A 21,498-nucleotide genomic window follows, 5' to 3' on the forward strand; every position below is an offset into this window, starting at 1 on the left:
GAAGCCGGTGGCCAGCACCACGCTAGGGTGCCCGCATGGTCGCTCTGCCCGGCTTCGCCCTCCACCTGGTCCTGGTCGCCCTGTTCTTCGTGGTGCTGTACTTCGTCGTGCGCGCCGCGGTCCGCGACGGCGTCCGCAAGGCGCGGTCGGACGGCGATCAGTAGTAGTACGGGTAGGCGCTCCAGTCGGGTTCGCGTTTGCCCAGGAAGGCATCGCGCCCCTCGACGGCCTCGTCCTGCATGTAGGCCAGCCGGGTGGCCTCGCCCGCGAACACCTGCTGGCCGACCATCCCGTCGTCGACCAGGTTGAACGCGTACTTCAGCATCCGCTGCGCGGTCGGTGACTTCCCGATCACCTCCCACGCCCAGTCCAGGGCCTCCGCCTCGAGCCGGTCGTGCGGCACGGCGGCGTTCGCCGCGCCCATCGCCACCGCCTGCTCCGCCGTGTAGGCCCGGCCGAGGAAGAAGATCTCCCGCGCGAACTTCTGGCCCACCTGCCGCGCGAGGTAGGCCGACCCGAACCCGCCGTCGAACGACCCCACGTCGGCGTCGGTCTGCTTGAACCGGGCGTGCTCCGCGGACGCGAGCGTGAGATCGCACACGACGTGCAGCGAGTGCCCGCCGCCCGCCGCCCAGCCGGGAACGACGGCGATCACCACCTTCGGCATGAACCTGATCAGCCGCTGCACCTCCAGGATGTGCAGCCGCCCCGCCCGCGCCGGATCGACCGTGTCGGACGTCTCGCCGGTGGCGTACTGATACCCGGACCGACCGCGAATACGCTGGTCACCACCGGAGCAGAACGACCAGCCGCCGTCCTTCGGCGAGGGGCCGTTTCCGGTGAGCAGGACGCACCCGACGTCGGGGCTCATCCTGGCGTGGTCGAGCGCGCGGTACAGCTCGTCCACGGTGTGCGGCCGGAAGGCGTTGCGCACCTCCGGCCGGTCGAAGGCCACCCGCACGACGCGCTTGCCGGACCGGGATGCCGTGGAACGGTGGTAGGTGATGTCGGTGAAGTCGAACCCCTCGACCGGGGTCCATGTTTCCGGGTCGAACAGTTCGGATACCTGGGCGTCACGCACGTTTGGGAGAATAGGCCGTGTGCTCATGTCGACCGTGACAGCGTGGGGGGTCGCCCGGTGAACCCGTCCACCGCGCAGGCGAGGGTCATCGTCGACGAGCTCGTGCGCAACACCGTGTCCCACGTCGTGCTCAGCCCCGGCTCCCGCAACGCGCCGCTGTCGCTGGCGCTGTACGACGCCGCGGCGGCGGGCAAGCTGACCCTGCACGTCCGGATCGACGAGCGCGGCGCCGCGTTCCTCGCACTGGGCATGGCGGCGCGCACCGGCCGCCCGGTCGCGGTCGTGTGCACGTCGGGCACCGCCGCCGCGAACTTCCACCCCGCCGTGCTGGAGGCCGACCGGGCGGGCGTGCCGCTGATCGTGCTCACCGCCGACCGGCCGCCCGAGCTCCGCGCCGCGGGCGCCAACCAGGTCGTCGACCAGCAGCGGCTCTACGGCGACGCCGTGCGCTATTTCGACGAGCTCGCCGTCGCCGAGCGCAGGGCCGGGCAGAACGCGTACTGGCGCAGCCAGATCTGCCGCGCCTGGAACGCGGCCTACGGCGAGTGGCGGTGCGGGCCCGTCCACCTCAACGTGCCGTTCCGTGAACCGCTCGTCCCGGACGGCGGGGACGAGGCGGACGACTGGTACGAGTCGCTCGAGGGCAGGCCGCGGGGTGCGCGCTGGACCGAGCTGCGCGACTTCGGCGCCCTGCCGTCCTTCGTGGTGCCCTCGACCCGGCACGGCCTGGTGATCGCGTGCGACGCGGGCGTGCGCGCCGCGAGCGAGTGGGCCGAGCAGCACGGCTGGCCGGTCATCTCGGAGACCGGCGGTCTCGGCCTCGGCGGGTCGACGGCCGTCTCCTCCGGCGCCTGGCTGCTCGGCGTGGAGGAGTTCCTGGAACACCACCGGCCCGAGCAGGTGCTGTGCATCGGAAGGCCCACGGTGTTCCGGCAGCTGCAGGGACTGCTGTCCGACCCCGCCGTCGAGGTGCTGCTCGTGCGGCCCGACTCCGACTGGCCCGCGCCCGCCCACAACGTGCGCCAGGTGGGCCAGTGGTTCGACGAACCGACCAAACCGGCTGATCCGGACTGGCTCGGTCGCTGGCAGCGGGCCGACGCGGCCGCCGCGGCGGCGGTGCGCGAGGCCGTCGCCGCCGAGCCGTGGCCGAGCGGGCTGCGGGTGGCCACCGAGCTCGTGGACACCCTGCCCCGGGACTCGCTGCTCGTCGTCGGCTCCTCCAACCCCACCCGGGACGTCGCGCTCGCCGGCGGGCTGCGTCCGGACGTCCTCGTGCACCGCAATCGCGGGGTCGCCGGGATCGACGGCACGGTGTCCACCGCCATCGGGGCGGCGACCGTGCACCACGGTCCCTCGTACGCGCTGCTGGGCGACCTGACGTTCCTGCACGACGCGAACGGCCTGCTCACCGGCACCGGGCAGAGCCGCCCCGACCTGACGATCGTCGTGCTCAACGACGACGGCGGCGGCATCTTCTCGCTGCTGGAGCAGGGCGCGCCCGAGCACAGCCAGAGCTTCGAGCGCGTGTTCGGCACGCCGCACGGCGCCGACCTCGGCGCGCTGTGCGCCGGCTACCGGGTGCCGTACACGCTCGCCGAGACCGCCGCCGACCTGCGGGCGGCCCTGCGGCCCGAGCCCGGCCTGCGGGTGGTCGAGGTGCGGGTGGACCGCACCCGGCACCGCGACCTGCACGCCCGCGTCCGGCAGGCCGTCACGGCCGCCGTGCTCGGCGCCTGACCCGCGCGAACGCAGCACTCGCGGCGGCCACCAGTGCCGCGTTCAGGGCCGTGCGTGCCGCGTTCGGGGAGTGCGGACCCCACGATCGGCCGTGTCGGCGGTGGGAACTTCCCGCTAGTTTCCCGCCATGGGGAAAACTTCTCGCGCCGCCATCGGCGCGATCGCGACCGGCTTCGCGACCGTCCTGCTCGTGACCACCGCGACAAGCACAGCCGCGGACGGCACCGCCCCCGGCGCGCCCGGCCTCGGCGACCCGTACTACCCGGGCCAGGGCAACGGCGGCTACGACGTCGCCCACTACGACATCCGGCTGACCTACCACCCCGGTACCGACCGGCTGGCGGGCACCACGACCATCCTCGCCACCACGACCCAGGAGCTGTCCAGCTTCAACCTCGACTTCGGGCTCGCCGTCCGCTCGGTGCGCGTCGACAACCGGCCCGCCCGTTTCGCCAAGGACGCCGACGACCCGAGCGAGCTCGTGGTCACGCCGAGGCGGCCCCTCGCCGAGGGCGAACCGGTGACCGTCGCCGTGAGCTACGCGGACGTGCCCTCCGAGGTCGCCCTCGACGGCTTCACCGCCTGGAAGCGCACGGCCACCGGGGCGCTCGCGGTGGACGAACCGCACATCGCCGAGTGGTGGTTCCCCGCCAACGACCACCCCACCGACAAGGCGACGTTCGACGTGTCGGTCGAGGTACCCGACGACGTGGCCGCCCTGTCCAACGGCAGCCTCGTGCGCAAGTCCAAGCAGCGGGCCGGATGGACCAGGTGGAGCTGGCGGAGCACCCAGCCGCAGACGACCTACCTGGCCTTCCTCGCGATCGGCGACTACGAGGTCCGGCAGTCCACCACCCCCGACGGGCAGCCGTTCATCACCGCCTACGACCCCGCGCTCGGCGCGAGCCTGCCCGCCGCGAAGGCCAGCATCGAACGCAGCCCCGAGGTCGTCGAGGTGCTGGCGGAGTACTTCGGTCCCTACCCGTTCGAGGCGCAGGGCGGCATCGCCACCACCGGGCTCGGCTTCGCGCTGGAGAACCAGACCCGCTCGGTGTACGACGCCGCGTTCTTCCGCGCGGGCGCCAACCTGTCGGTGGTCGCGCACGAGAGTGCGCACCAGTGGTTCGGCGACTCCGTGGCGCTCGGCAGGTGGAGCGACATCTGGCTCAACGAGGGCTTCGCCAGCTACGCCGAGTTCCTCTGGTCCGAGCACGAGGGCGAGGGCACGGCCGACGAGCTCGCGCAGTACCTGTACGACTCGGTGCCCGCGGACGACCCGTTCTGGCAGATGCTGCCCGGCGACCCCGGTGCGGACAACCAGTTCCACGCCGCCGTCTACGACCGGGGTGCCCTCGCCGTGCACGCGCTGCGCAAGACCGTCGGCGACGAGACGTTCTTCCGGATCCTGCGGTCGTGGCTGGCGGAGAAGAAGGGCGGCCACGGCACGATCGAGGAGTTCGTGGCGCTGGCCGAGCGCCTTTCCGGGCAGCGGCTGGACGAGCTGTTCGACGTGTGGCTGTTCACCCCGGGCAAGCCGGCGACCGGCCCGAACGGTGCCGGGGCGCGGACGGCGGCCGTCGCCGAGCCGGAGTCCTACCGTGAGCTGCGGCTCACCCACGAACTGCTGGCCAGGCGGAACTAGCGAGGTGGCTATGCTCGCCGGGTGATGGCGAGCAACGAGCGAGCGTGGCGCATCGGGGCCCGGGCGGTGCTCGGGATCGCCGGTGTCATCACGCTGCTCTGCGTGCTGCTCGTGTTCGGGGCGATCCGCAACGACAACGCCATCGAGAGCAACCTCGGCACCGCCACCGCCCAGGTCGAGCAGGTGAACTTCGACCGGACCATCATCCGGTTCGAGACGCCCGACGGGGTGGCGCACAACCCGCGCAACGGGGTGCTCTACCCGCGGGGCCTGCTCGAAGGGCAGCTGGTCCGGATCGAGTACGACACCACCGACCCGGACCTCGCGCGGGTCGCGGGCCGCACGTGGCTGCTCACCCTGCTGCCGGTCGGCACCACGATCGCGCTCACGTGGCTGGTGGCGGGCCCGGTGCTGTGGTGGATCCGTTCGCGGCTGCGGGTGCCGATCCTCCGCTCCTGAGCCACCAGGCCAGCACCTCCTCCGCCACCTCGGGCGCCGCGACGAGCAGGCCGTCGGGCGGGAGGGTGGTGCCCTCGCCGTGCCGGTCGAGCACCACGGCACCGGCCTCCACGGCGAGCGCGACCGCTCCGGCCACGTCCCACTCGTGGTAGCTGTGCAGCACCGCGGCCGCCGCGTGGCCCAGCGCCACCTGCGCGACCGACAGCGCGGCCGAGCCCAGCACCCGGACGCCCGCGTGCGCGGCCGCGGCCTGCTCGATGAACCCGCCGAGGCCGGGCCACGGCCCGCCGCGGGTCAGCTCGGTGCACACGATCGCGCCCGCGGTGCCGTGCCTGCCGGGCAGCCGGACCGGTGTGCCGTTGGCCCGGGCACCCCGGCCTCTGGCGGCGGCGTAGATCTGTCCCCGGTACGGGTCGGCGACCACGCCGACCACCGGGCCCGAGGCGTCCACCAGGGCGAGGCTGTACGCGCACCACGGCACGCCCGCGACGTAGTTCGCCGTGCCGTCGACGGGGTCCACCACCCACCGGTACTCGGCGGTGTCCGCGCCGGTGTCGGCGCCGAACTCCTCGCCGACCACCGGCATCCCGGGGAACTCGGCGGTCAGCACGCGGCGGGTGTGCCGCTCCAGGGTGCGATCGGTGTCGGTGACCCAGTCGAACGGCGACTCCTTGGTGTCGGGGTGCGCGCCGCGGCCCGCGGTCGCCGTGATCACGTCGGTCGCGTCGTTGGCGAGCCTGCCCGCCACCTCGAGCGCCTTGGACAGCAGGCCGGGCTCGACGGGAAGCCAGGTGCGAGAGGACAGGAGGGTCATGCCGGTCTAGCATGGCCACGCCGAGTGACCGGAATGCGACATCGAGGTGACGCCCGGTCCGCCATTGCCCGACGATCGGCGAGAGCCCGTACGTAGGCGAAGTGTTTCGGTAGCGTTGACCCGCCGGTCACGCGACTGTGGTCCGGATGGCCCAGCTCGGCTGCGACAGTTCTCGCTGTGCGAGTCGCGATTGTCACCGAGAGCTTCCTTCCGCAGGTGAACGGCGTGACCAACTCCGTGCTGCGGGTCGTGGAGCACCTGCGGGAACGGGCGCACGACGTGCTGGTGGTCGCGCCCGGCCCCGGTCCCGGCGAGTACCGGGGCGCCCCGGTGGTGCGCGTGCCCGCGGTCGGGCTGCCGGTCGTGAACTCGCTGCCGATCGGCGTGCCGACCAGGACCGTGCTCACGGCGCTCGCCGAGTTCCGCCCGGACGTGGTGCACCTGGCGTCCCCGTTCGTCGTCGGCGCGCGCGGGCTCGCGGCGGCCAGGCGGCTGCGGGTGCCGTCCGTGGCCGTGTACCAGACCGATGTGCCCGGTTTCGCCGCCGCGTACGGGCTCGGACTCGGCGCCAGGGCCGCCTGGCGCTGGGTCCGCAGGCTGCACTGCAGGGCCGACCGGACGCTCGCCCCGTCCACCCACTCGGTGCGGGAGCTGCGACTGCACGGCGTGCCGCGGGTGCACCGCTGGGGACGTGGCGTCGACATCGAGCGGTTCCACCCCGCCCACGCCGATCCGGCACTGCGAGCCGAGCTGGCCCCGAACGGGGAGCTGCTCGTCGGTTTCGTCGGGCGGCTGGCCCCGGAGAAGGAGGTCGAGCGGCTCGTGCCGCTCGACCGGGTGCCCGGGGTCCGGGTGGTGGTCGTCGGCGACGGTCCCGACCTGCCCGTGCTGCGCGAGCGGATGCCGGGGGCGGTCTTCCTCGGCGCCCGTTACGGCGCCGAGCTGGCCACCGCGTACGCGAGCCTCGACGTGTTCGCGCACACCGGCCCGCACGAGACGTTCTGCCAGGCCGTGCAGGAGGCGATGGCGTCCGGGCTGCCCGTGCTCGCCCCGGCCGCGGGCGGGCCGAAGGACCTCGTGCGGCACGGCCGGACCGGCTACCTGCTGCCCGTGGAGCCCACCGCGTTCGAGCGGGAGCTGCTGGCCCGCGTCGCGGAGCTGCGGCACGACGGCGTGCGCGCCCGGATGGGGGAGCAGGCGAGGCGCGCTGTGCTCGGCCGCACGTGGCCCGCGGTCTGCCAGGAGCTCGTCGGCCACTACGAGGCCGTGCTGGGTGGGCTGGCCCGTGCCGCGTGAGCTGCACATCGTCCAGCTGGCGAACTTCTACGGCCCGCGCTCGGGCGGGCTGCGCACCGCCCTGCACCACCTCGGCGCGGGCTATGTCGCGAGCGGGCACCGGGTGACGCTCGTGGTACCCGGCCCCCGGCAGGCCGAGGAGGTGCTGCCGACCGGGGTGCGCCGGTGCACGCTGCCCGCGCCCCGGATCCCCGGCACCGGTGGCTACCGGGCGGTCGACCCCTACCGGGTGCGGGCGCTGTTGCGGCGGCTGCGGCCGGACCGGCTGGAGGTGTCCGACCGGCTGACGCTGCGGGGCATGGGCCGGTGGGCCCGCGAGCACGACGTCCCCAGCCTGGTCATCTCCCACGAGCGGCTGGACCGGCTGCTGGAGCAGTTCCTGCTGCCCGCGCCGCTGGCCAGGCGGGTCGCGGACACGGCCAACCGGCGGATGGCGGCGAACTACGACTCCGTGGTGTGCACGACGGGCTTCGCCCGCGCCGAGTTCGACCGGATCGGCGTGCCGAACGTGCGGCGGGTCCCGCTGGGGGTGGACCTGCGCACGTTCACGCCCGCCGCGCGGGACGACGGCTGGCGGCGCGAGCTGGCGGGCGGCGCCGATGCCCTGCTCGTTCACTGTGGCCGGTTGTCGCCGGAGAAGCACGTGGAGCGCAGCGTCGACACGATGGCCGCGCTGACGGACGCGGGCGTGCGGGCGCGGCTGGTGGTCGCCGGGGACGGCCCGCGCCGCCGCGCGCTGGAGCGCAGGGCCCGCGGGCTGCCGGTGACGTTTCTCGGCTTCGTCGCCGAGCGGCACACCGTCGCGCGGCTGCTCGCCAGCGCCGACGTCTCGCTGGCCCCCGGCCCGCACGAGACGTTCGGCCTCGCCGCGCTGGAGGCACTGGCCTCGGGCACGCCCGTGGTGGTGTCGGCGTCCTCGGCGCTGCGGGAGATCGTGCGGCCGGGCTGCGGTGCCGCGGTCGCCGACCACGCGCCTGCCTTCGCCACCGCGGTCACCGGCCTGCTGGACGCGCCGGAGCCCGCGCGCCGCGCGGCCGCCCGCGCGCGGGCGGAGGAGTTCGCCTGGCCGGTGTCCGTGCGCGGGATGCTGGCCGCGCTGCCCGGCTGACGCCGTGTCCGCCGTCCGTGCACGCGTGCCCGCGTCGCACGACGCGGGCACGTGTACGTGGATCGCGGACACGGTGGCGGGGATAGGGTCGGGGTATGTCCCGAGCCAGCCTGGACAAGGACCCGCGCGAGGTCGCCGCGATGTTCGACGACGTCGCACCCGGCTACGACCGCGCCAACTCCGTCATGACGTTCGGCTTCGACCGGCGCTGGCGCACCACCACGGCGCGGGTGCTCGACGCCAGAGCCGGTGAGACCGTGCTCGACCTCGCGGCGGGCACGGGGGTGTCCACCCAGGAGTACGCCCGCGGCGGGGCGTACTGCGTGGCGGCGGACTTCTCGCTCGGCATGCTGCGCAGCGGGAGGCACCGGGGTGTGCCGATGGTCGCGGCCGACGCGCTCCGGCTGCCGTTCGCCGACGAGAGCTTCGACGCCGCGACGATCACCTTCGGCATCCGCAACTTCGTGGACACCAAGGCGGCGCTCACCGAGATCGCCAGGGTGGTCAGGCCCGGCGGCAGGCTCGTGATCTGCGAGGTGTCGACGCCCACGTTCGCGCCGATCCGGTTCGTGTACCGCAAGTTCCTGCTGCGGGCGATGACGTGGCTCGGCCGCCGCTCGTCCAGCAACCCGGAGGCGTACGCCTACCTCGCCGAGTCCATGCTCAACTGGCCCGACCAGCGCAAGCTCGGCGAGCTCATCGCCGCCTCGGGCTGGCACAACGTCGAGTGGCTCAACCTCACGTTCGGCGTCGTCGCCATCCACCGGGCACGGCGGGCGCCCGCCCGGCACCCGACCACCACCCCCCATTGAGGCGCTCCGCGCCGCCGTGCCCCATAGACTCGGCCCCATGACGCAGGATGCCGAGGTCATCGTCGTAGGCGCAGGGCCGGCGGGCTCGACCGTCGCCACGTATCTCGCCAGGGCGGGCGTGGACGTGCTGCTGCTGGAGAAGACCACGTTCCCCCGGGACAAGGTCTGCGGCGACGGCCTCACCCCGCGTGGTGTCAAGCAGCTCATCGACCTCGGCATCGACACCAGCCAGGAGGCGGGCTGGGTGCACAGCAGGGGGCTGCGCATCCTCACCGGCGAGCTGACGCTGGAGCTGGACTGGCCGGATCTGGCCAGCTACCCGCCGTACGGTGTGGCGCGCACCCGGCACGACTTCGACGACCTGCTGGCGCGGACCGCGGTGAAGGCGGGCGCGCGGCTGCGGGAGCGCACCACGGTCACCGGCGCGATCACCGACGAGCGCACGGGCCGGGTGGTCGGCGTCGAGGCGAAGGCCGGGGAGGACCGCCGCCCGGTCAGCTACCGGGCCCCGCTGGTGCTGGCGTGCGACGGGGTGTCCGCGCGGCTGGCCCTCTCCGTCGGCATCGAGAAGGACGACCGGCGGCCGATGGGGGTCGCGGTGCGCCGGTACTACCGGAGCCCGCGGCACGCCGAGCCGTACATCGAGGGCCACCTGGAGCTGTGGGACCGCAGCGACCCGGCGCGGCCCCGGCTGCTGCCCGGCTACGGCTGGGCCTTCCCGCTCGGGGACGGCACGGTGAACGTCGGGCTCGGCATCCTGTCCACGTCCAAGGCGTTCCGCAACACCGACTACCGGGCGTTGCTGCGGTCGTGGCTCGACTCGACGCCGGAGGAGTGGGGTTACCGCGAGGACAACGCCGTGGGCCGGATCGGGGGCGCGGGCCTGCCGATGGGTTTCAACCGCACTCCGCACTACCGCGACGGCCTGCTGCTGCTCGGCGACGCGGGCGGCATGGTGAGCCCGTTCAACGGCGAGGGCATCTCCGCGGCCATGGAGTCGGCGCAGCTCGCGGCCGAGCACGTCGTCCAGGCGCTGGCCCGCCCCGAGGGGCCGTCCCGTGAACGCGTGCTGCGCGGGTATCCGGTGGCGCTCGGTGAGCTGATGGGCGGCTACTACCGGCTGGGCAACCTGTTCGCCAAGGCGATCGGCAAGCCGTCGGTGATGCGGGCGGCGACCAGGTACGGGCTGCGGGTCAATCCGCTCATCCCGCTCGTCTACAAGGGCCTCTCCGGGTGCTACGACGCCAAGGGTGGCGACTTCGTCGACCGCCTCATCTCGGCCGCCTCGCGCCTCACCCCCAGCCCCCGCTGACCGGGCGTCCCCTGCCGAGCCCCGGCTCCCGGGCCCACGTGGGAAAACTCACAGGACGGGCGTACTCCAGCGGGCCGGGCTCTCCGGATGTCCCTTTTGTGCTGGTCCCGGGCCCGCGTGCGGGGTCGCGGACAGGTCGCTGGCCTGCGCAGTGAGGCGACCCTTATATCGCAGGGGCTAGCGACAAGGCTGTGACCCGCGTCCTACACTGACGCCATGCTTTGTGAACGCGTTCACAACGTCGTCGACAAGCTTGTGAAGCTTTTCACAAGCGACCGAAGTGGTTGAGTACCCGCGGTAAGGCTGCCCTAACCCTCGGACGTGTGATCCAGGTCCCTTAGGGTGCGCCCCAGGTAGTTGCAACAGACCACGTGCACAACGCAGCGGCGCGGAAAGGATGGGTGCCCAGTGTTGCTGTCGCAGGCCACGGGAGGGGCGGCGCTGGCGCAGGAAGGCGCGGGACCCGGGCTGGACATGTACCTGCCGTTGGTGATCCTGTTCGCGCTCGCGCTGGGTTTCGCGCTCTTCTCCGTCCTGCTCGGCCCGCTCGTCGGTCCCAGCAGGTTCAACAAGGCGAAGCTCTCCGCCTACGAGTGCGGTATCGAGCCCTCCCCGCAGCCGGTGGTGGGCGGTGGCCGGATGCCGGTCGCCTACTACGTCACCGCGATGCTGTTCATCCTGTTCGACATCGAGATGGTGTTCCTCTTTCCGTACGCCGTCTCGGCCGACGCGCTCGGGTTGTGGGGCGTCGCCGCCATCACCCTGTTCATCGCCACGTTCTTCATCGCCGACATCTACGTGTGGCGGCGCGGCGGCCTGGATTGGAACTAGCTCATGGGTCTGGAAGAGAAACTCCCCAACGGGATCCTGCTGGCCAGCCTCGAAGGGCTGGTGAACTGGGCACGGAAGAACTCGCTGTGGCCGGCGACCTTCGGGCTCGCCTGCTGCGCGATCGAGATGATGACCACCGGCGGCTCCCGTTACGACATCGCGCGGTTCGGCATGGAGCGGTTCAGCGCCACCCCGCGCCAGGCGGACCTGATGATCGTCGCGGGCCGCGTGACCCAGAAGATGGCGCCGGTCCTGCGCCAGATCTACGACCAGATGGCCGAGCCGCGCTGGGTGCTCGCCATGGGCGTGTGCGCCTCCTCCGGCGGGATGTTCAACAACTACGCCGTCGTGCAGGGCGTCGACCACATCGTGCCGGTCGACATGTACCTGCCCGGCTGCCCGCCGAGGCCGGAGATGCTGCTCGACGCGATCCTCAAGCTGCACGCGAAGATCCAGGACGAGCCGCTGGGACCGCGCCGCGCCGCGTTGCGCGCCGCCAGCGGCGAGCGCACCGAGATCGTCCCGTCGTCCATCAAGTACGCGAAGAAGTAGGTCGCCGATGCCTGAGCACGACCCAGAGAAGCCGGTACCCGGCGACGAGCAGTCCAGCGCCGACCGGGCCGAGGCCGGGCTGGAGCCGCGCGGCTCCGAACCCGCGCGGCCGGTGGAGCCGGTCGTCGCGGGCCGGGAGCGCCGGGGCATGTTCGGCGTGCACGGCACCGGCGACACCTCCGGCTACGGTGGCCTGCGCCTGCCCGCCTACACACCGCCGCCCGCCGAGCGGCCCTACGGTGGCTGGTTCGACGAGTTCGCCGACGAGTTCTTCGCCGCGCTGGCCGACAACGGAATCCCCGCCGAGGCGGTCCAGCAGGTGACGGTCGACCGCGACGAGATCACCTTCTACGTGGCCCGCGAGCACCTGGTCGCGATCTGCCGCACCCTGCGCGACGACGCGGGGCTGCGCTTCGAGCTGTGCAGCTCGGTGTCCGGTGTGGACTACGGCGAGGGCGTGCCGCAGCGGCTGCACTCGGTCTACCACCTGACGTCGATGACCTACCGGCGCCGCATCCGGCTCGAGGTCACGCTCGAAGTCGATGACCCACACGTGCCGTCCATCGTGGACGTCTACCCGACGGCGGACTGGCACGAGCGTGAGGCGTACGACATGTTCGGGATCGTCTACGACGGTCACCCCGCGCTGACCCGCATCCTCATGCCGGACGACTGGGACGGCTTCCCCCAGCGCAAGGACTACCCGCTCGGCGGGATCCCGGTGGAGTACAAGGGCGCGGAGATCCCGCCGCCCGATCAGCGGAGGTCTTACTCATGACCACGAGCGATCGCATCGCCGAGAAGAGCACCGGCACCGACACCACCCCCGAGGGCTCCGACAGCGCGCCCTACGCCGAGTCGCGGGAGACCACCGAGGGGCGCGTCTACACGGTCAGCGGCGGTGACTGGGACGACGTGCTCTCCGATGCCACGCACGACGAGCGCATGGTCATCAACATGGGCCCGCAGCACCCCTCGACGCACGGCGTGCTCCGCCTCGTGCTCGAGATGGAGGGCGAGCGGGTCACGCAGCTCCGCTCGGTCATCGGCTACCTGCACACCGGGATCGAGAAGAACTGCGAGTACCGCACGTGGACGCAGGGCGTCACGTTCGTGACGCGGATGGACTACCTGGCCCCGCTGTTCAACGAGATGGGCTACTGCCTCGGCGTCGAGAAGCTGCTCGGCATCGAGGTACCCAGGCGGGCGCAGCTGCTGCGCGTGCTGCTGATGGAGATCAACCGGATCGGCTCGCACCTCGTCTACATCGCCACCGGCGGCATGGAGCTCGGTGCCACCACCGCGATGACGCTCGGGTTCCGGGAGCGCGAGGAGGTCCTGCACCTGCTCGAGTACCTCACCGGCCTGCGGATGAACCACGCGTTCATCCGGCCCGGCGGGCTCGCCCAGGACATGCCGGACGACTTCCACGAGGTCATCACCAAGTTCTGCCAGGTGATGGACGAGCGGCTGCCGCTGTACGACAAGCTGTTCACCGGCCAGCCCATCTGGCGCAACCGGCTCAAGGACGTCGGCTACCTGCCGGTCGACGCGTGCATCGCGCTCGGGGTAACCGGGCCGGTGCTGCGCTCGGCCGGGATCCCGTGGGATCTGCGCAAGGTCGAGCCCTACTCCTGCTACGACGAGCTCGAGTTCGACGTGCCGACCTCCACCGACGCGGACTGCTGGGCGCGTTACCTCATCCGCGTCGAGGAGATGCACCAGTCGCTGCGGATCATCCGGCAGGTGCTGAAGATGCTGGAGCCGGGTCCGGTCATGGTGGAGGACAAGAAGGTCGCCTGGCCCGCGCAGCTGTCCATCTCCAGCGACGGCATGGGCAACTCGCTGGAGCACGTCCGCAAGATCATGGGCCAGTCGATGGAGTCGCTCATCCACCACTTCAAGCTGGTCACCGAGGGCTTCTCGGTGCCGCCGGGGCAGGTGTACACGCCGGTGGAGTCGCCGCGTGGTGAGCTCGGCTACCACCTGGTCTCCGACGGCGGCACCCGCCCGCTGCGCGTGCACGTCCGGGAGCCGAGCTTCGTGAACCTGCAGTCGATGCCCGCGATGTCCGAGGGCGGTCTGGTCGCCGACGTGATCGCCGCCATCGCCTCGATCGACCCCGTGATGGGGGGAGTGGACCGATGACCGAGCACCCCGAGGTCACGCCGACGCCGCGCCCCGGCTCGCGGCTGGCGGAGCAGACCCACGCCGCGGCCGACGACCAGGTCGACGTCATGGCCATCTCGCCGGTGCGCGAGGAGGGCATGCTGGAGGAGTCCACGGCGGACTCGCCGTTCGGCCCGGACATCGTGGCGAAGGCGAAGGACCTGATCGGCCGGTACCCGCAGTCCCGCTCGGCCCTGCTGCCCATGCTGCACCTGGTGCAGTCGGTGCAGGGCTTCGTGAGCCAGGAGGGCATCACGTTCTGCGCCGAGCAGCTGGACCTCAGCGAGGCCGAGGTGAGCGCGGTCGTGACGTTCTACACGATGTACAAGCGCAAGCCCTGCGGCGAGCACCTGGTCAGCGTCTGCACCAATACACTGTGCGCCGCGCTCGGCGGGGACGCGATCTACCGGCGGCTGGCCGAGCACCTCGGCGAGGACGGCAGGCCGCTGGGGCACGAGGAGGTCGCGGGCACGCCCGGCGAGCGGGGCTCGGTGATGCTGGAGCACGCCGAGTGCCTCGCCGCCTGCGACCTCGCGCCGGTGCTACAGGTCAACTACGAGTACTTCGACAAGCAGACGGAGGAGTCGGCGGTCGAGCTCGTGGACGCGCTGCGGCGCGGCGAGAAGCCACAGCCGAGCCGGGGCGCTCCGCTGGCCGACTTCAAGTCGGTGGAGCTGCAGCTCGCCGGGTTCTTCCCGGAGGAAGAGGACGCCTACCGCGCCGACGTGGACGGTCCTTCCCGGGCCGTCGAGACGGTGCGCGGCGCGCAGCTGGCCGCCGACCGCGGCTGGACGGCGCCGTCGATGCCGGACGATGCCCCGCTGCCGGAGGTGGAGGCGAAATGAACACCGACCCGTTGACCCCGGTCCTCACCAAGCGGTGGCTCTCGCCGCAGTCGTGGCGGATCTCCACCTACGAGAAGCTCGAGGGCTACACCGCCTTCCGCAAGGCACTGGCCGGAACGCCGGAGCAGCTGGTCCAGCTCATCAAGGACGCGGGCCTGCGCGGCCGGGGCGGTGCGGGCTTCCCCGCGGGCGTGAAGTGGTCGTTCATGCCGCAGAACGAGGAAAAACCTCACTACCTGGTCATCAACGCCGACGAGGGCGAGCCGGGCACGTGCAAGGACATCCCGCTGATGATGGCCGACCCGCATTCGCTCATCGAGGGCTGCATCATCGCGGCGTACGCGATGCGCTCGCACCACTGCTTCATCTACGTACGCGGTGAGGCGCTGCACTGCATCCGCAGGCTGAACGCGGCGGTGCGGGAGGCCTACGACGCGGGCTACCTCGGCCGGAACATCATCGGCTCGGGCTTCGACCTCGACATCACGGTCCACGCGGGCGCGGGCGCCTACATCTGCGGCGAGGAGACCGCGCTGCTCGACTCGCTGGAGGGCCGCCGCGGCCAGCCCCGGCTCAAGCCGCCGTTCCCCGCGGCCGCCGGGCTCTACGCGGCGCCGACCACGGTGAACAACGTCGAGACGATCGCCAGCGTGCCGTTCATCGTCAACGGCGGCGCCGACTGGTTCCGGCAGATGGGCACCGAGAAGTCGCCCGGCCCGAAGATCTACTCGATCTCCGGGCACGTCGAGCGGCCCGGCCAGTACGAGGCTCCGCTCGGCACCACGCTGCGCGAGCTGCTGGAACTGTGCGGCGGCATGAAGGACGGCATCCCGCTCAAGTTCTGGACCCCGGGCGGGTCGTCGACCCCGCTGTTCACCGCGGAGCACCTCGACGTGCCGCTCGACTTCGAGGGCGCGGCGGAGGCGGGCTCGATGCTCGGCACGACCGCCGTCCAGGTGTTCAACGAGACGGTGTCGGTGCCCTGGGCCGTGATGAAGTGGACACAGTTCTACGAGCACGAGTCCTGCGGCAAGTGCACGCCGTGCCGGGAAGGCACCTACTGGCTGGCCCAGGTGCTCGAGCGCATGGTCGAGGGCAGGGGCACCGAGGAGGACATCGACACACTGCTCGACGTCTGCGACAACATCCTCGGCCGTTCGTTCTGCGCGCTCGGTGACGGCGCGGTCAGCCCGATCACCAGCGGCATCAAGTACTTCCGGGACGAGTTCCTCGCCCTGTGCCAGGACGCCAGGGAGCGGAACGCGACGGTTCCCGAACTCGTGGGAGCGCAACAGTGACGATCGCACCCGACAAGTCGGCCACCGCCGAGACGCCCGTCCCCGAGGGGCACGTCCGGCTCACCATCGACGGCGAGGAGGTCATCGCCCCGAAGGGGGAGCTGCTGATCCGCACCGCCGAGCGGCTCGGCACGGTCATCCCCCGGTTCTGCGACCACCCGCTGCTCGACCCGGCGGGCGCGTGCCGCCAGTGCCTCGTCGAGGTCGAGATGAACGGCAGGCCGATGCCGAAGCCGCAGGCCTCGTGCACGATGACGGTCGCCGACGGCATGGTGGTGAAGACCCAGCTCACCTCGCCGGTCGCCGACAAGGCGCAGCAGGGTGTGATGGAGCTGCTGCTCATCAACCACCCGCTCGACTGCCCGATCTGCGACAAGGGCGGCGAGTGCCCGCTGCAGAACCAGGCGATGGCGCACGGCAGGGCGGACTCGCGCTTCCGCGACCGGAAGCGGACCTTCCCGAAGCCGTTGCCGATCTCCACGCAGGTGCTGCTCGACCGGGAACGCTGCGTGCTCTGCCAACGGTGCACCCGGTTCTCCGACCAGATCGCCGGCGACCCGTTCATCGACCTGCTGGAGCGGGGCGCCCACCAGCAGATCGGCACGGCCGAGACGGCCGACGTGTTCGACCTCGCCTCGCGCACGAGCAGCGGCAAGCCGTTCCACTCGTACTTCTCGGGCAACACGATCCAGATCTGCCCGGTGGGTGCGCTGACCAGTGCGCAGTACCGGTTCCGGTCCCGGCCGTTCGACCTGGTGTCCTCGCCGAACGTCTGCGAGCACTGTGCCTCCGGTTGCGCGGGCCGCACCGACTACCGGCGCGGGCGCGTCATGCGCAGGCTGGCCGGGGACGACCCCGAGGTGAACGAGGAGTGGCTGTGTGACAAGGGCCGCTTCGCGTTCCGCTACGCGCAGGCGGCCGACCGGCTGCGCAGGCCGCTGGTCCGCGACCGGGAGACCGGCCGCCTGGAGGAGGCGCCCTGGACCGAGGCGCTGCGGGTGGCCGCCGAAGGGCTGGCGAAGGCGCGGGACGGCAAGGGCGCCGCGGTGCTCACCGGGGGCAGGCTGACCGTCGAGGACGCCTACGCCTACAGCAAGTTCGCCCGGATCGCGCTGCGCACCAACGACATCGACTTCCGGGCGCGGGCGCACTCCCCCGAGGAGCTCGACTTCCTGGCCTCCCGCGTGGTGGGGACGAACCCGGACAACGGGGTGACCTACGCCGAGCTGGAGAACGCGCCGCTCGTGCTGTGCGTCGCGTTCGAGCCGGAGGAGGAGTCGCCCATCGTCTTCCTGCGGCTGCGGAAGGCCGCACGGAACAAGGGCACCAAGGTCGTCCACGTCGGACAGTGGTCGACCCCCGCCGTGCGGAAGACGTTCGGCGAGCTGCTCGCGTGCGTGCCCGGCGGCGAGGCCGCCGCGATCGAGGGCATCGCGGAGCACGCGACCGACCTGGACGAACAGCTGCAGCAGGACGGCGCGGTGGTGCTCGTCGGGGAGCGGGCGGCCGAGGTGCCCGGCCTGTTCTCCGCGCTGCACCGGCTGTCCTCGCGCACCGGCGCCCGCCTCGCGTGGGTCCCGCGACGCGCGGGTGAGCGGGGCGCGCTGCACGCCGGTGCGCTGCCGACGCTGCTGCCCGGCGGGCGGGCGGTCACCGACGCCGACGCCAGGGCCGAGGTGGAGCGCACCTGGGGTGTCGAGGCGGGGGCGCTGCCCACCGAGCCGGGACGCGACACCGCGGGCATCGTCGCGGCGGCGGCCTCGGGCGAGCTGGACGCGCTGCTCGTGGGTGGCGTCGACCCGGACGACCTGCCCGACCCCGCCCTCGCGCGGAAGGCGCTCGCGGCAGGCTGCTTCGTGGTCAGCCTCGAACTGCGGCCGAGCGCCGTCACCGAATACGCGGACGTGGTGCTGCCCATCGCGCCGGTGGACGAGAAGTCCGGCAGCTACCTCAACTGGGAGGGCCGCCGCCGGGAGTTCTCGGTGACGCTGGAGGGCACCGGCGCGCTGCCCGACTGCCGGGTGCTCGACACCCTCGGCGTCGAGATGGACGCCGACCTGTTCACCCAGACCCCGGAGGCCGCCTGGGACGACCTGTCCCGGCTGCCCACGCGGCCCCAGCGCAACGGCGCGCCGGACGTCCCGCACGCGCAGCCGCCGGCGCCGGGCAGCGGGCAGGCGGTGCTCGCCACGTGGCGGCAGCTGCTCGACGACGGTTCCCTGCAGGTCGAGGAGCCGCACCTGGCCGGGACGGCGAGGCGGGTGGTCGCGCGCCTGTCGAAGGCGACCGCCGAAGGCCTCGGTGACCGGGTCACCGTGTCGACCGGCCGGGGCTCGGTGACGCTGCCGGTCGAGGTGGCCGATCTGCCGGACGGCGTGGTGTGGCTGCCCGGCAACTCCGAGGGTTCGAAGGTCCGCGCGTCGCTCGGCGCCGGACACGGTGCCGTGGTCTCGATCGCGGCCGGAGGTGAACGATGACCCCGATGCTGGCCCAGGCGCAGGAGCCGATGACCAGGGCCGAGCTGCTCGCGGACGATCCGCTGTGGCTGATCCTGCTCAAGTGCGTCGTGGTGCTGCTGATCGGCCCGATCCTGACGATCTTCCTGATCGTGTGGGAGCGGAAGGCGGTCGGCCGGATGCAGAACCGGACCGGCCCCAACCGCGTCGGCCCGCACGGTTACCTGCAGTCGCTCGCCGACGCGATCAAGCTGCCGTTCAAGGAGCAGGTGATCCCGGACACCGCCGACCGCAAGATCTACTTCATGGCTCCGGTGATCGCGGTCGTGCCGGCGCTGATCGGGCTCGCGGCCATCCCGTTCGGGCCCGAGGTGTCGATCTTCGGCGAGCGCACCGTGCTCCAGCTGGTCGAGCTCCCGGTCGGGGTGCTGCTCGTGCTCGCGGGCGCGTCCATCGGCGTGTACGGGATCGTGCTGGCCGGCTGGTCGTCCGGGTCGCCGTACCCGCTGCTCGGCGGGCTCCGCTCCACGGCACAGGTGATCTCATACGAGATCGCCATGGGCCTGGCGATCATCGGCGTCGCGCTCTACGCGCAGTCGCTGTCCACCGGCCAGATCGTCGACGCCCAGCAGTCGGGCTGGTTCTTCTACCTGCTGCTGCCGAGCTTCGTGATCTACCTGATCTCGATGGTCGGGGAGACCAACCGCGCGCCGTTCGACCTGCCGGAGGCCGAGTCCGAGCTGGTGGGCGGCTTCCACACCGAGTACAGCTCGATGAAGTTCGCGATGTTCTTCCTCGCCGAGTACGTCAACATGGTGATCGTCTCGGCGTTCGCGACCACGCTGTTCCTCGGTGGCTACCTGTTCCCGTTCGTGGGTGCCGACTCGCCGCTCAACCAGGGCTGGCTGCCGGTGCTGTGGTTCTTCGCCAAGACGTTCCTGCTGCTGTTCTGCTTCATCTGGCTGCGGGGAACGCTGCCCCGGTTCCGCTACGACCAGTTCATGAAGCTGGGCTGGAAGGTGCTCGTCCCGCTCGGCCTGATCTGGGTCGTGCTCATCTCGGCGGTCCGGGCCATCCGCAACGACGGCAACGTGTCGACCGGGCAGATCCTCGTCATCGGCGGCATCGTCATCGCGGTGATCGTGCTGCTGAGCCTGCTGCTGCCGGAGAAGAAGGTGCCGGACTCCGACTCGGTGCCGGTCACGGGCGGTGGTCACCCGGTGCCCCCGCTGGACCTGCGGGTGCCGGAGACCACCCCGCGCCGCAAGGCGCTCAAGGCCAAGGCGAGGTCCAGCAGGAAGCAACCGGCCGCGGTCGCCTCAGCCAAGGAGGATTCCGATGGGGATGTTTGATCCCATCAAGGGTTTCGGCGTCACCTTCTCGAACATGTTCAAGAAGGTGGCCACCGAGGAGTATCCGGAGATCGGTGCCCCCGCGGCGCCGCGCTACCACGGCAGGCACCAGCTCAACCGGCACCCGGACGGGCTGGAGAAGTGCGTCGGCTGCGAGCTGTGCGCGTGGGCCTGCCCCGCGGACGCGATCTACGTCGAGGGCGGCGACAACACCGACGAGGAGCGCTACTCGCCGGGCGAGCGGTACGGCAAGGACTACCAGATCAACTACCTGCGGTGCATCGGCTGCGGCCTGTGCATCGAGGCCTGCCCCACCCGGTCGCTCACCATGATCAACTTTTACGAGCTGGCCGACGACGACCGGCAGAAGCTGATCTACACCAAGGAGGACCTGCTGGCGCCGCTGCTGCCCGGTATGGAGCAGCCGCCGCACCCGATGCGGCTCGGTGACGACGAGCAGGACTACTACGTCAACGGTCCGGATCTCGCCCGCGGCCGCGGCGTCCCCGAGGGGGAGACGGTGGAGACGTCCGAAGAAAAGGCGATGCAGTGATGACGCCGATGACGCCGACGACGCCCCTGCTCGCTCAGGCCACGGCCGAGGCGACCGTCTCGACGGGGGAGGCGATCGCGTTCTGGATCCTCGGCCCGCTGGCGCTCGCCGGCGCCCTCGGCATGGTGTTCGCCCGCAACGCCGTGCACTCGGCGCTGTGGCTGGTCCTGACGATGCTCACGCTCGGCCTGCTCTACCTGGCCCAGCAGGCGCAGTTCCTCGGCTTCACGCAGATCATCGTCTACACCGGCGCGATCATGATGCTGTTCCTGTTCGTGCTCATGCTCGCCGGGCGCGACTCCTCCGACTCGGTCGTCGAGGTCCTGCGCGGGCAACGGCTGGCCGGTGCGCTGCTCGGCGTCGGCGTCGCCGGGCTGTTCGCCACGGCGATGGCCAGGGGACTCGCTGACGTCACGCCCGCGGCTCCGCTCGACCCGTGGAGCCCGGAGGGCGGCGGCGCCGGTGGCCTCGGCCGCGTGATCTTCGGCGACTACCTGTTCCCGTTCGAGCTCACCGCGGCGCTGCTGATCACCGCGGCGATGGGCGGGATGGTCCTCTCGTTCACCACCCGCCACGGCAAGGGCGGCCGGAAGACACAGCGGGAACTGGTCGAGGCGCGCTTCCGCGGCGAGTACGAGCGGCCTTCGCCCAAGCCGGGGCCGGGTGTGTTCGCCACCGCCAACTCGGTGGCCACCCCCGCGCTGCTGCCCGACGGCTCGGTCGCGCCGGAGTCGCTGTCCGAGCTGATCGAGAACACCTCGGCGGCGCGGCTGGAGGAGCAGCGCAGGCAGGTGGCCGGTGACGTGCCCAAGCCGGACGCGCACGCGCTCGTCGCGCCGGACGAGTCCGAGGAGGGGAAGGGCAAGTGACGCCGACGTACTACCTGCTGCTGTCCGCGCTGCTGTTCACCATCGGCGCGGTCGGTGTGCTCGTGCGGCGGAACGCCGTGGTGGTCTTCATGTGCGTCGAGCTCATGCTCAACGCGGTGAACCTCTCCCTGGTCACGTTCGGCCGCATCAACGGCGAGATCGACGGTCAGGTGATGGCGTTCTTCGTGATGGTGGTCGCCGCGGCCGAGGTCGTGGTGGGGCTCGCGATCATCATGGCGATCTTCCGCACCCGCCGGTCGGCCTCCATCGACGACACCAACCTGCTCAAGTACTGAGGGACGGGATTCCAAG

General features: G+C 71.8%; 21 protein-coding genes. 19 read left to right on the plus strand and 2 right to left on the minus strand.

What is annotated here, in order from left to right; translation table 11 throughout:
* Positions 1-35 precede the first annotated feature (35 nt).
* Positions 36-164 carry a hypothetical protein gene (locus tag B0I33_RS30740; RefSeq protein ID WP_281259454.1) on the plus strand — a complete coding sequence of 43 codons (129 nt, stop codon included), beginning with the start codon at positions 36-38 and terminating at the stop codon, positions 162-164.
* On the opposite strand, the gene B0I33_RS22190 is transcribed toward B0I33_RS30740, so the two are convergent.
* The gene (locus tag B0I33_RS22190; protein ID WP_106180764.1) at positions 158-1,081 is read right to left on the minus strand and encodes a 1,4-dihydroxy-2-naphthoyl-CoA synthase; all 924 of its coding nucleotides are present in this window, start codon (positions 1,079-1,081) and stop codon (positions 158-160) included. The two genes, B0I33_RS30740 and B0I33_RS22190, sit on opposite strands and share 7 nt — an antisense overlap.
* Before the next feature lie 57 nt (positions 1,082-1,138).
* Between B0I33_RS22190 and menD the strand changes: the two genes are divergently transcribed.
* From menD to B0I33_RS22205, 3 genes are all read left to right on the plus strand, one after another.
* On the plus strand, positions 1,139-2,818 hold the full coding sequence (menD, locus tag B0I33_RS22195; RefSeq protein WP_106180765.1) for a 2-succinyl-5-enolpyruvyl-6-hydroxy-3-cyclohexene-1-carboxylic-acid synthase: 1,680 nt from the start codon (positions 1,139-1,141) through the stop codon (positions 2,816-2,818).
* A 127-nt stretch (positions 2,819-2,945) separates the two neighbouring features.
* Positions 2,946-4,460, plus strand: a complete 1,515-nt coding sequence (locus B0I33_RS22200) for a M1 family metallopeptidase (protein WP_106180766.1) — start codon at positions 2,946-2,948, stop codon at positions 4,458-4,460.
* Between the two features lie 24 nt (positions 4,461-4,484).
* Complete coding sequence (locus tag B0I33_RS22205; protein ID WP_106180767.1) at positions 4,485-4,919, plus strand: DUF3592 domain-containing protein; 435 nt, start codon at positions 4,485-4,487, stop codon at positions 4,917-4,919.
* Here B0I33_RS22205 and B0I33_RS22210 read toward each other — a convergent pair.
* Positions 4,846-5,733: an inositol monophosphatase family protein gene (locus B0I33_RS22210; protein WP_106180768.1), complete on the minus strand. Its 888-nt coding sequence runs from the start codon at positions 5,731-5,733 to the stop codon at positions 4,846-4,848. The genes B0I33_RS22205 and B0I33_RS22210 overlap by 74 nt on opposite strands.
* A gap of 177 nt (positions 5,734-5,910) precedes the next feature.
* On the opposite strand from B0I33_RS22210, the gene B0I33_RS22215 reads away from it, so the two are divergent.
* The 15 genes from B0I33_RS22215 to nuoK all read left to right on the plus strand — a co-directional run bounded on the left by B0I33_RS22215 (position 5,911) and on the right by nuoK (position 21,482).
* On the plus strand, positions 5,911-7,029 hold the full coding sequence (locus B0I33_RS22215) for a glycosyltransferase family 4 protein (protein WP_181193409.1): 1,119 nt from the start codon (positions 5,911-5,913) through the stop codon (positions 7,027-7,029).
* Position 7,030: 1 nt separating this feature from the next.
* Complete coding sequence (locus B0I33_RS22220; RefSeq protein WP_106180865.1) at positions 7,031-8,137, plus strand: glycosyltransferase; 1,107 nt, start codon at positions 7,031-7,033, stop codon at positions 8,135-8,137.
* Positions 8,138-8,232: 95 nt separating this feature from the next.
* Complete coding sequence (locus B0I33_RS22225; RefSeq protein WP_106180770.1) at positions 8,233-8,949, plus strand: demethylmenaquinone methyltransferase; 717 nt, start codon at positions 8,233-8,235, stop codon at positions 8,947-8,949.
* 37 nt (positions 8,950-8,986) lie between these two features.
* Entirely contained in the window at positions 8,987-10,261 is a 1,275-nt protein-coding gene (locus tag B0I33_RS22230; protein ID WP_106180771.1) for a geranylgeranyl reductase family protein, read from the plus strand.
* Positions 10,262-10,735: 474 nt separating this feature from the next.
* Positions 10,736-11,092, plus strand: coding sequence for an NADH-quinone oxidoreductase subunit A (locus B0I33_RS22235; protein ID WP_106180866.1), 357 nt, complete (start codon positions 10,736-10,738; stop codon positions 11,090-11,092).
* A 3-nt stretch (positions 11,093-11,095) separates the two neighbouring features.
* Positions 11,096-11,644, plus strand: a complete 549-nt coding sequence (locus B0I33_RS22240; RefSeq protein WP_106180772.1) for a NuoB/complex I 20 kDa subunit family protein — start codon at positions 11,096-11,098, stop codon at positions 11,642-11,644.
* Positions 11,645-11,651: 7 nt separating this feature from the next.
* Positions 11,652-12,422: an NADH-quinone oxidoreductase subunit C gene (locus B0I33_RS22245; RefSeq protein ID WP_106180773.1), complete on the plus strand. Its 771-nt coding sequence runs from the start codon at positions 11,652-11,654 to the stop codon at positions 12,420-12,422.
* Positions 12,419-13,792, plus strand: coding sequence for an NADH-quinone oxidoreductase subunit D (locus tag B0I33_RS22250; protein ID WP_106180774.1), 1,374 nt, complete (start codon positions 12,419-12,421; stop codon positions 13,790-13,792). Before B0I33_RS22245 ends, B0I33_RS22250 begins: the two co-directional genes overlap by 4 nt.
* On the plus strand, positions 13,789-14,658 hold the full coding sequence (locus tag B0I33_RS22255; RefSeq protein WP_106180775.1) for an NADH-quinone oxidoreductase subunit NuoE family protein: 870 nt from the start codon (positions 13,789-13,791) through the stop codon (positions 14,656-14,658). The genes B0I33_RS22250 and B0I33_RS22255 overlap by 4 nt, the downstream gene beginning before the upstream one ends.
* A complete protein-coding gene (gene nuoF / locus B0I33_RS22260) occupies positions 14,655-15,956 on the plus strand; it encodes an NADH-quinone oxidoreductase subunit NuoF (protein WP_106180776.1) in 1,302 nt (433 codons plus the stop codon). Before B0I33_RS22255 ends, nuoF begins: the two co-directional genes overlap by 4 nt.
* Positions 15,953-18,433 carry an NADH-quinone oxidoreductase subunit G gene (locus B0I33_RS22265; protein WP_106180777.1) on the plus strand — a complete coding sequence of 827 codons (2,481 nt, stop codon included), beginning with the start codon at positions 15,953-15,955 and terminating at the stop codon, positions 18,431-18,433. The genes nuoF and B0I33_RS22265 overlap by 4 nt, the downstream gene beginning before the upstream one ends.
* Positions 18,430-19,764, plus strand: a complete 1,335-nt coding sequence (gene nuoH / locus B0I33_RS22270) for an NADH-quinone oxidoreductase subunit NuoH (protein ID WP_106180778.1) — start codon at positions 18,430-18,432, stop codon at positions 19,762-19,764. Before B0I33_RS22265 ends, nuoH begins: the two co-directional genes overlap by 4 nt.
* Entirely contained in the window at positions 19,751-20,317 is a 567-nt protein-coding gene (gene nuoI, locus B0I33_RS22275; protein ID WP_106180779.1) for an NADH-quinone oxidoreductase subunit NuoI, read from the plus strand. Before nuoH ends, nuoI begins: the two co-directional genes overlap by 14 nt.
* Positions 20,317-21,186, plus strand: coding sequence for an NADH-quinone oxidoreductase subunit J (locus B0I33_RS22280; protein WP_106180780.1), 870 nt, complete (start codon positions 20,317-20,319; stop codon positions 21,184-21,186). The genes nuoI and B0I33_RS22280 overlap by 1 nt, the downstream gene beginning before the upstream one ends.
* Positions 21,183-21,482 (plus strand): NADH-quinone oxidoreductase subunit NuoK, encoded by a 300-nt coding sequence (gene nuoK / locus B0I33_RS22285; RefSeq protein ID WP_106180781.1) that lies wholly within the window; start codon positions 21,183-21,185, stop codon positions 21,480-21,482. Before B0I33_RS22280 ends, nuoK begins: the two co-directional genes overlap by 4 nt.
* Positions 21,483-21,498: the final 16 nt, after the last annotated feature.

Source organism: Prauserella shujinwangii, from assembly GCF_003001955.1.
In the GTDB taxonomy this organism is placed as follows: domain Bacteria; phylum Actinomycetota; class Actinomycetes; order Mycobacteriales; family Pseudonocardiaceae; genus Qaidamihabitans; species Qaidamihabitans shujinwangii.

What these genes read in the sequence shown, in the direction of transcription:
- B0I33_RS30740 (WP_281259454.1), top strand. Translation starts at nt 36, where the DNA reads ATGGTCGCTCTGCCCGGCTTCGCCCTCCACCTGGTCCTGGTCGCCCTG.
- B0I33_RS22200 (WP_106180766.1), top strand. Translation starts at nt 2,946, where the DNA reads ATGGGGAAAACTTCTCGCGCCGCCATCGGCGCGATCGCGACCGGCTTC.
- B0I33_RS22205 (WP_106180767.1), top strand. Translation starts at nt 4,485, where the DNA reads ATGGCGAGCAACGAGCGAGCGTGGCGCATCGGGGCCCGGGCGGTGCTC.
- B0I33_RS22210 (WP_106180768.1), bottom strand. Translation starts at nt 5,733, where the DNA reads ATGACCCTCCTGTCCTCTCGCACCTGGCTTCCCGTCGAGCCCGGCCTG.
- B0I33_RS22225 (WP_106180770.1), top strand. Translation starts at nt 8,233, where the DNA reads ATGTCCCGAGCCAGCCTGGACAAGGACCCGCGCGAGGTCGCCGCGATG.
- B0I33_RS22230 (WP_106180771.1), top strand. Translation starts at nt 8,987, where the DNA reads ATGACGCAGGATGCCGAGGTCATCGTCGTAGGCGCAGGGCCGGCGGGC.
- B0I33_RS22235 (WP_106180866.1), top strand. Translation starts at nt 10,736, where the DNA reads ATGTACCTGCCGTTGGTGATCCTGTTCGCGCTCGCGCTGGGTTTCGCG.
- B0I33_RS22240 (WP_106180772.1), top strand. Translation starts at nt 11,096, where the DNA reads ATGGGTCTGGAAGAGAAACTCCCCAACGGGATCCTGCTGGCCAGCCTC.
- B0I33_RS22245 (WP_106180773.1), top strand. Translation starts at nt 11,652, where the DNA reads ATGCCTGAGCACGACCCAGAGAAGCCGGTACCCGGCGACGAGCAGTCC.
- B0I33_RS22250 (WP_106180774.1), top strand. Translation starts at nt 12,419, where the DNA reads ATGACCACGAGCGATCGCATCGCCGAGAAGAGCACCGGCACCGACACC.
- B0I33_RS22255 (WP_106180775.1), top strand. Translation starts at nt 13,789, where the DNA reads ATGACCGAGCACCCCGAGGTCACGCCGACGCCGCGCCCCGGCTCGCGG.
- nuoF (WP_106180776.1), top strand. Translation starts at nt 14,655, where the DNA reads ATGAACACCGACCCGTTGACCCCGGTCCTCACCAAGCGGTGGCTCTCG.
- nuoH (WP_106180778.1), top strand. Translation starts at nt 18,430, where the DNA reads ATGACCCCGATGCTGGCCCAGGCGCAGGAGCCGATGACCAGGGCCGAG.
- nuoI (WP_106180779.1), top strand. Translation starts at nt 19,751, where the DNA reads ATGGGGATGTTTGATCCCATCAAGGGTTTCGGCGTCACCTTCTCGAAC.
- B0I33_RS22280 (WP_106180780.1), top strand. Translation starts at nt 20,317, where the DNA reads ATGACGCCGATGACGCCGACGACGCCCCTGCTCGCTCAGGCCACGGCC.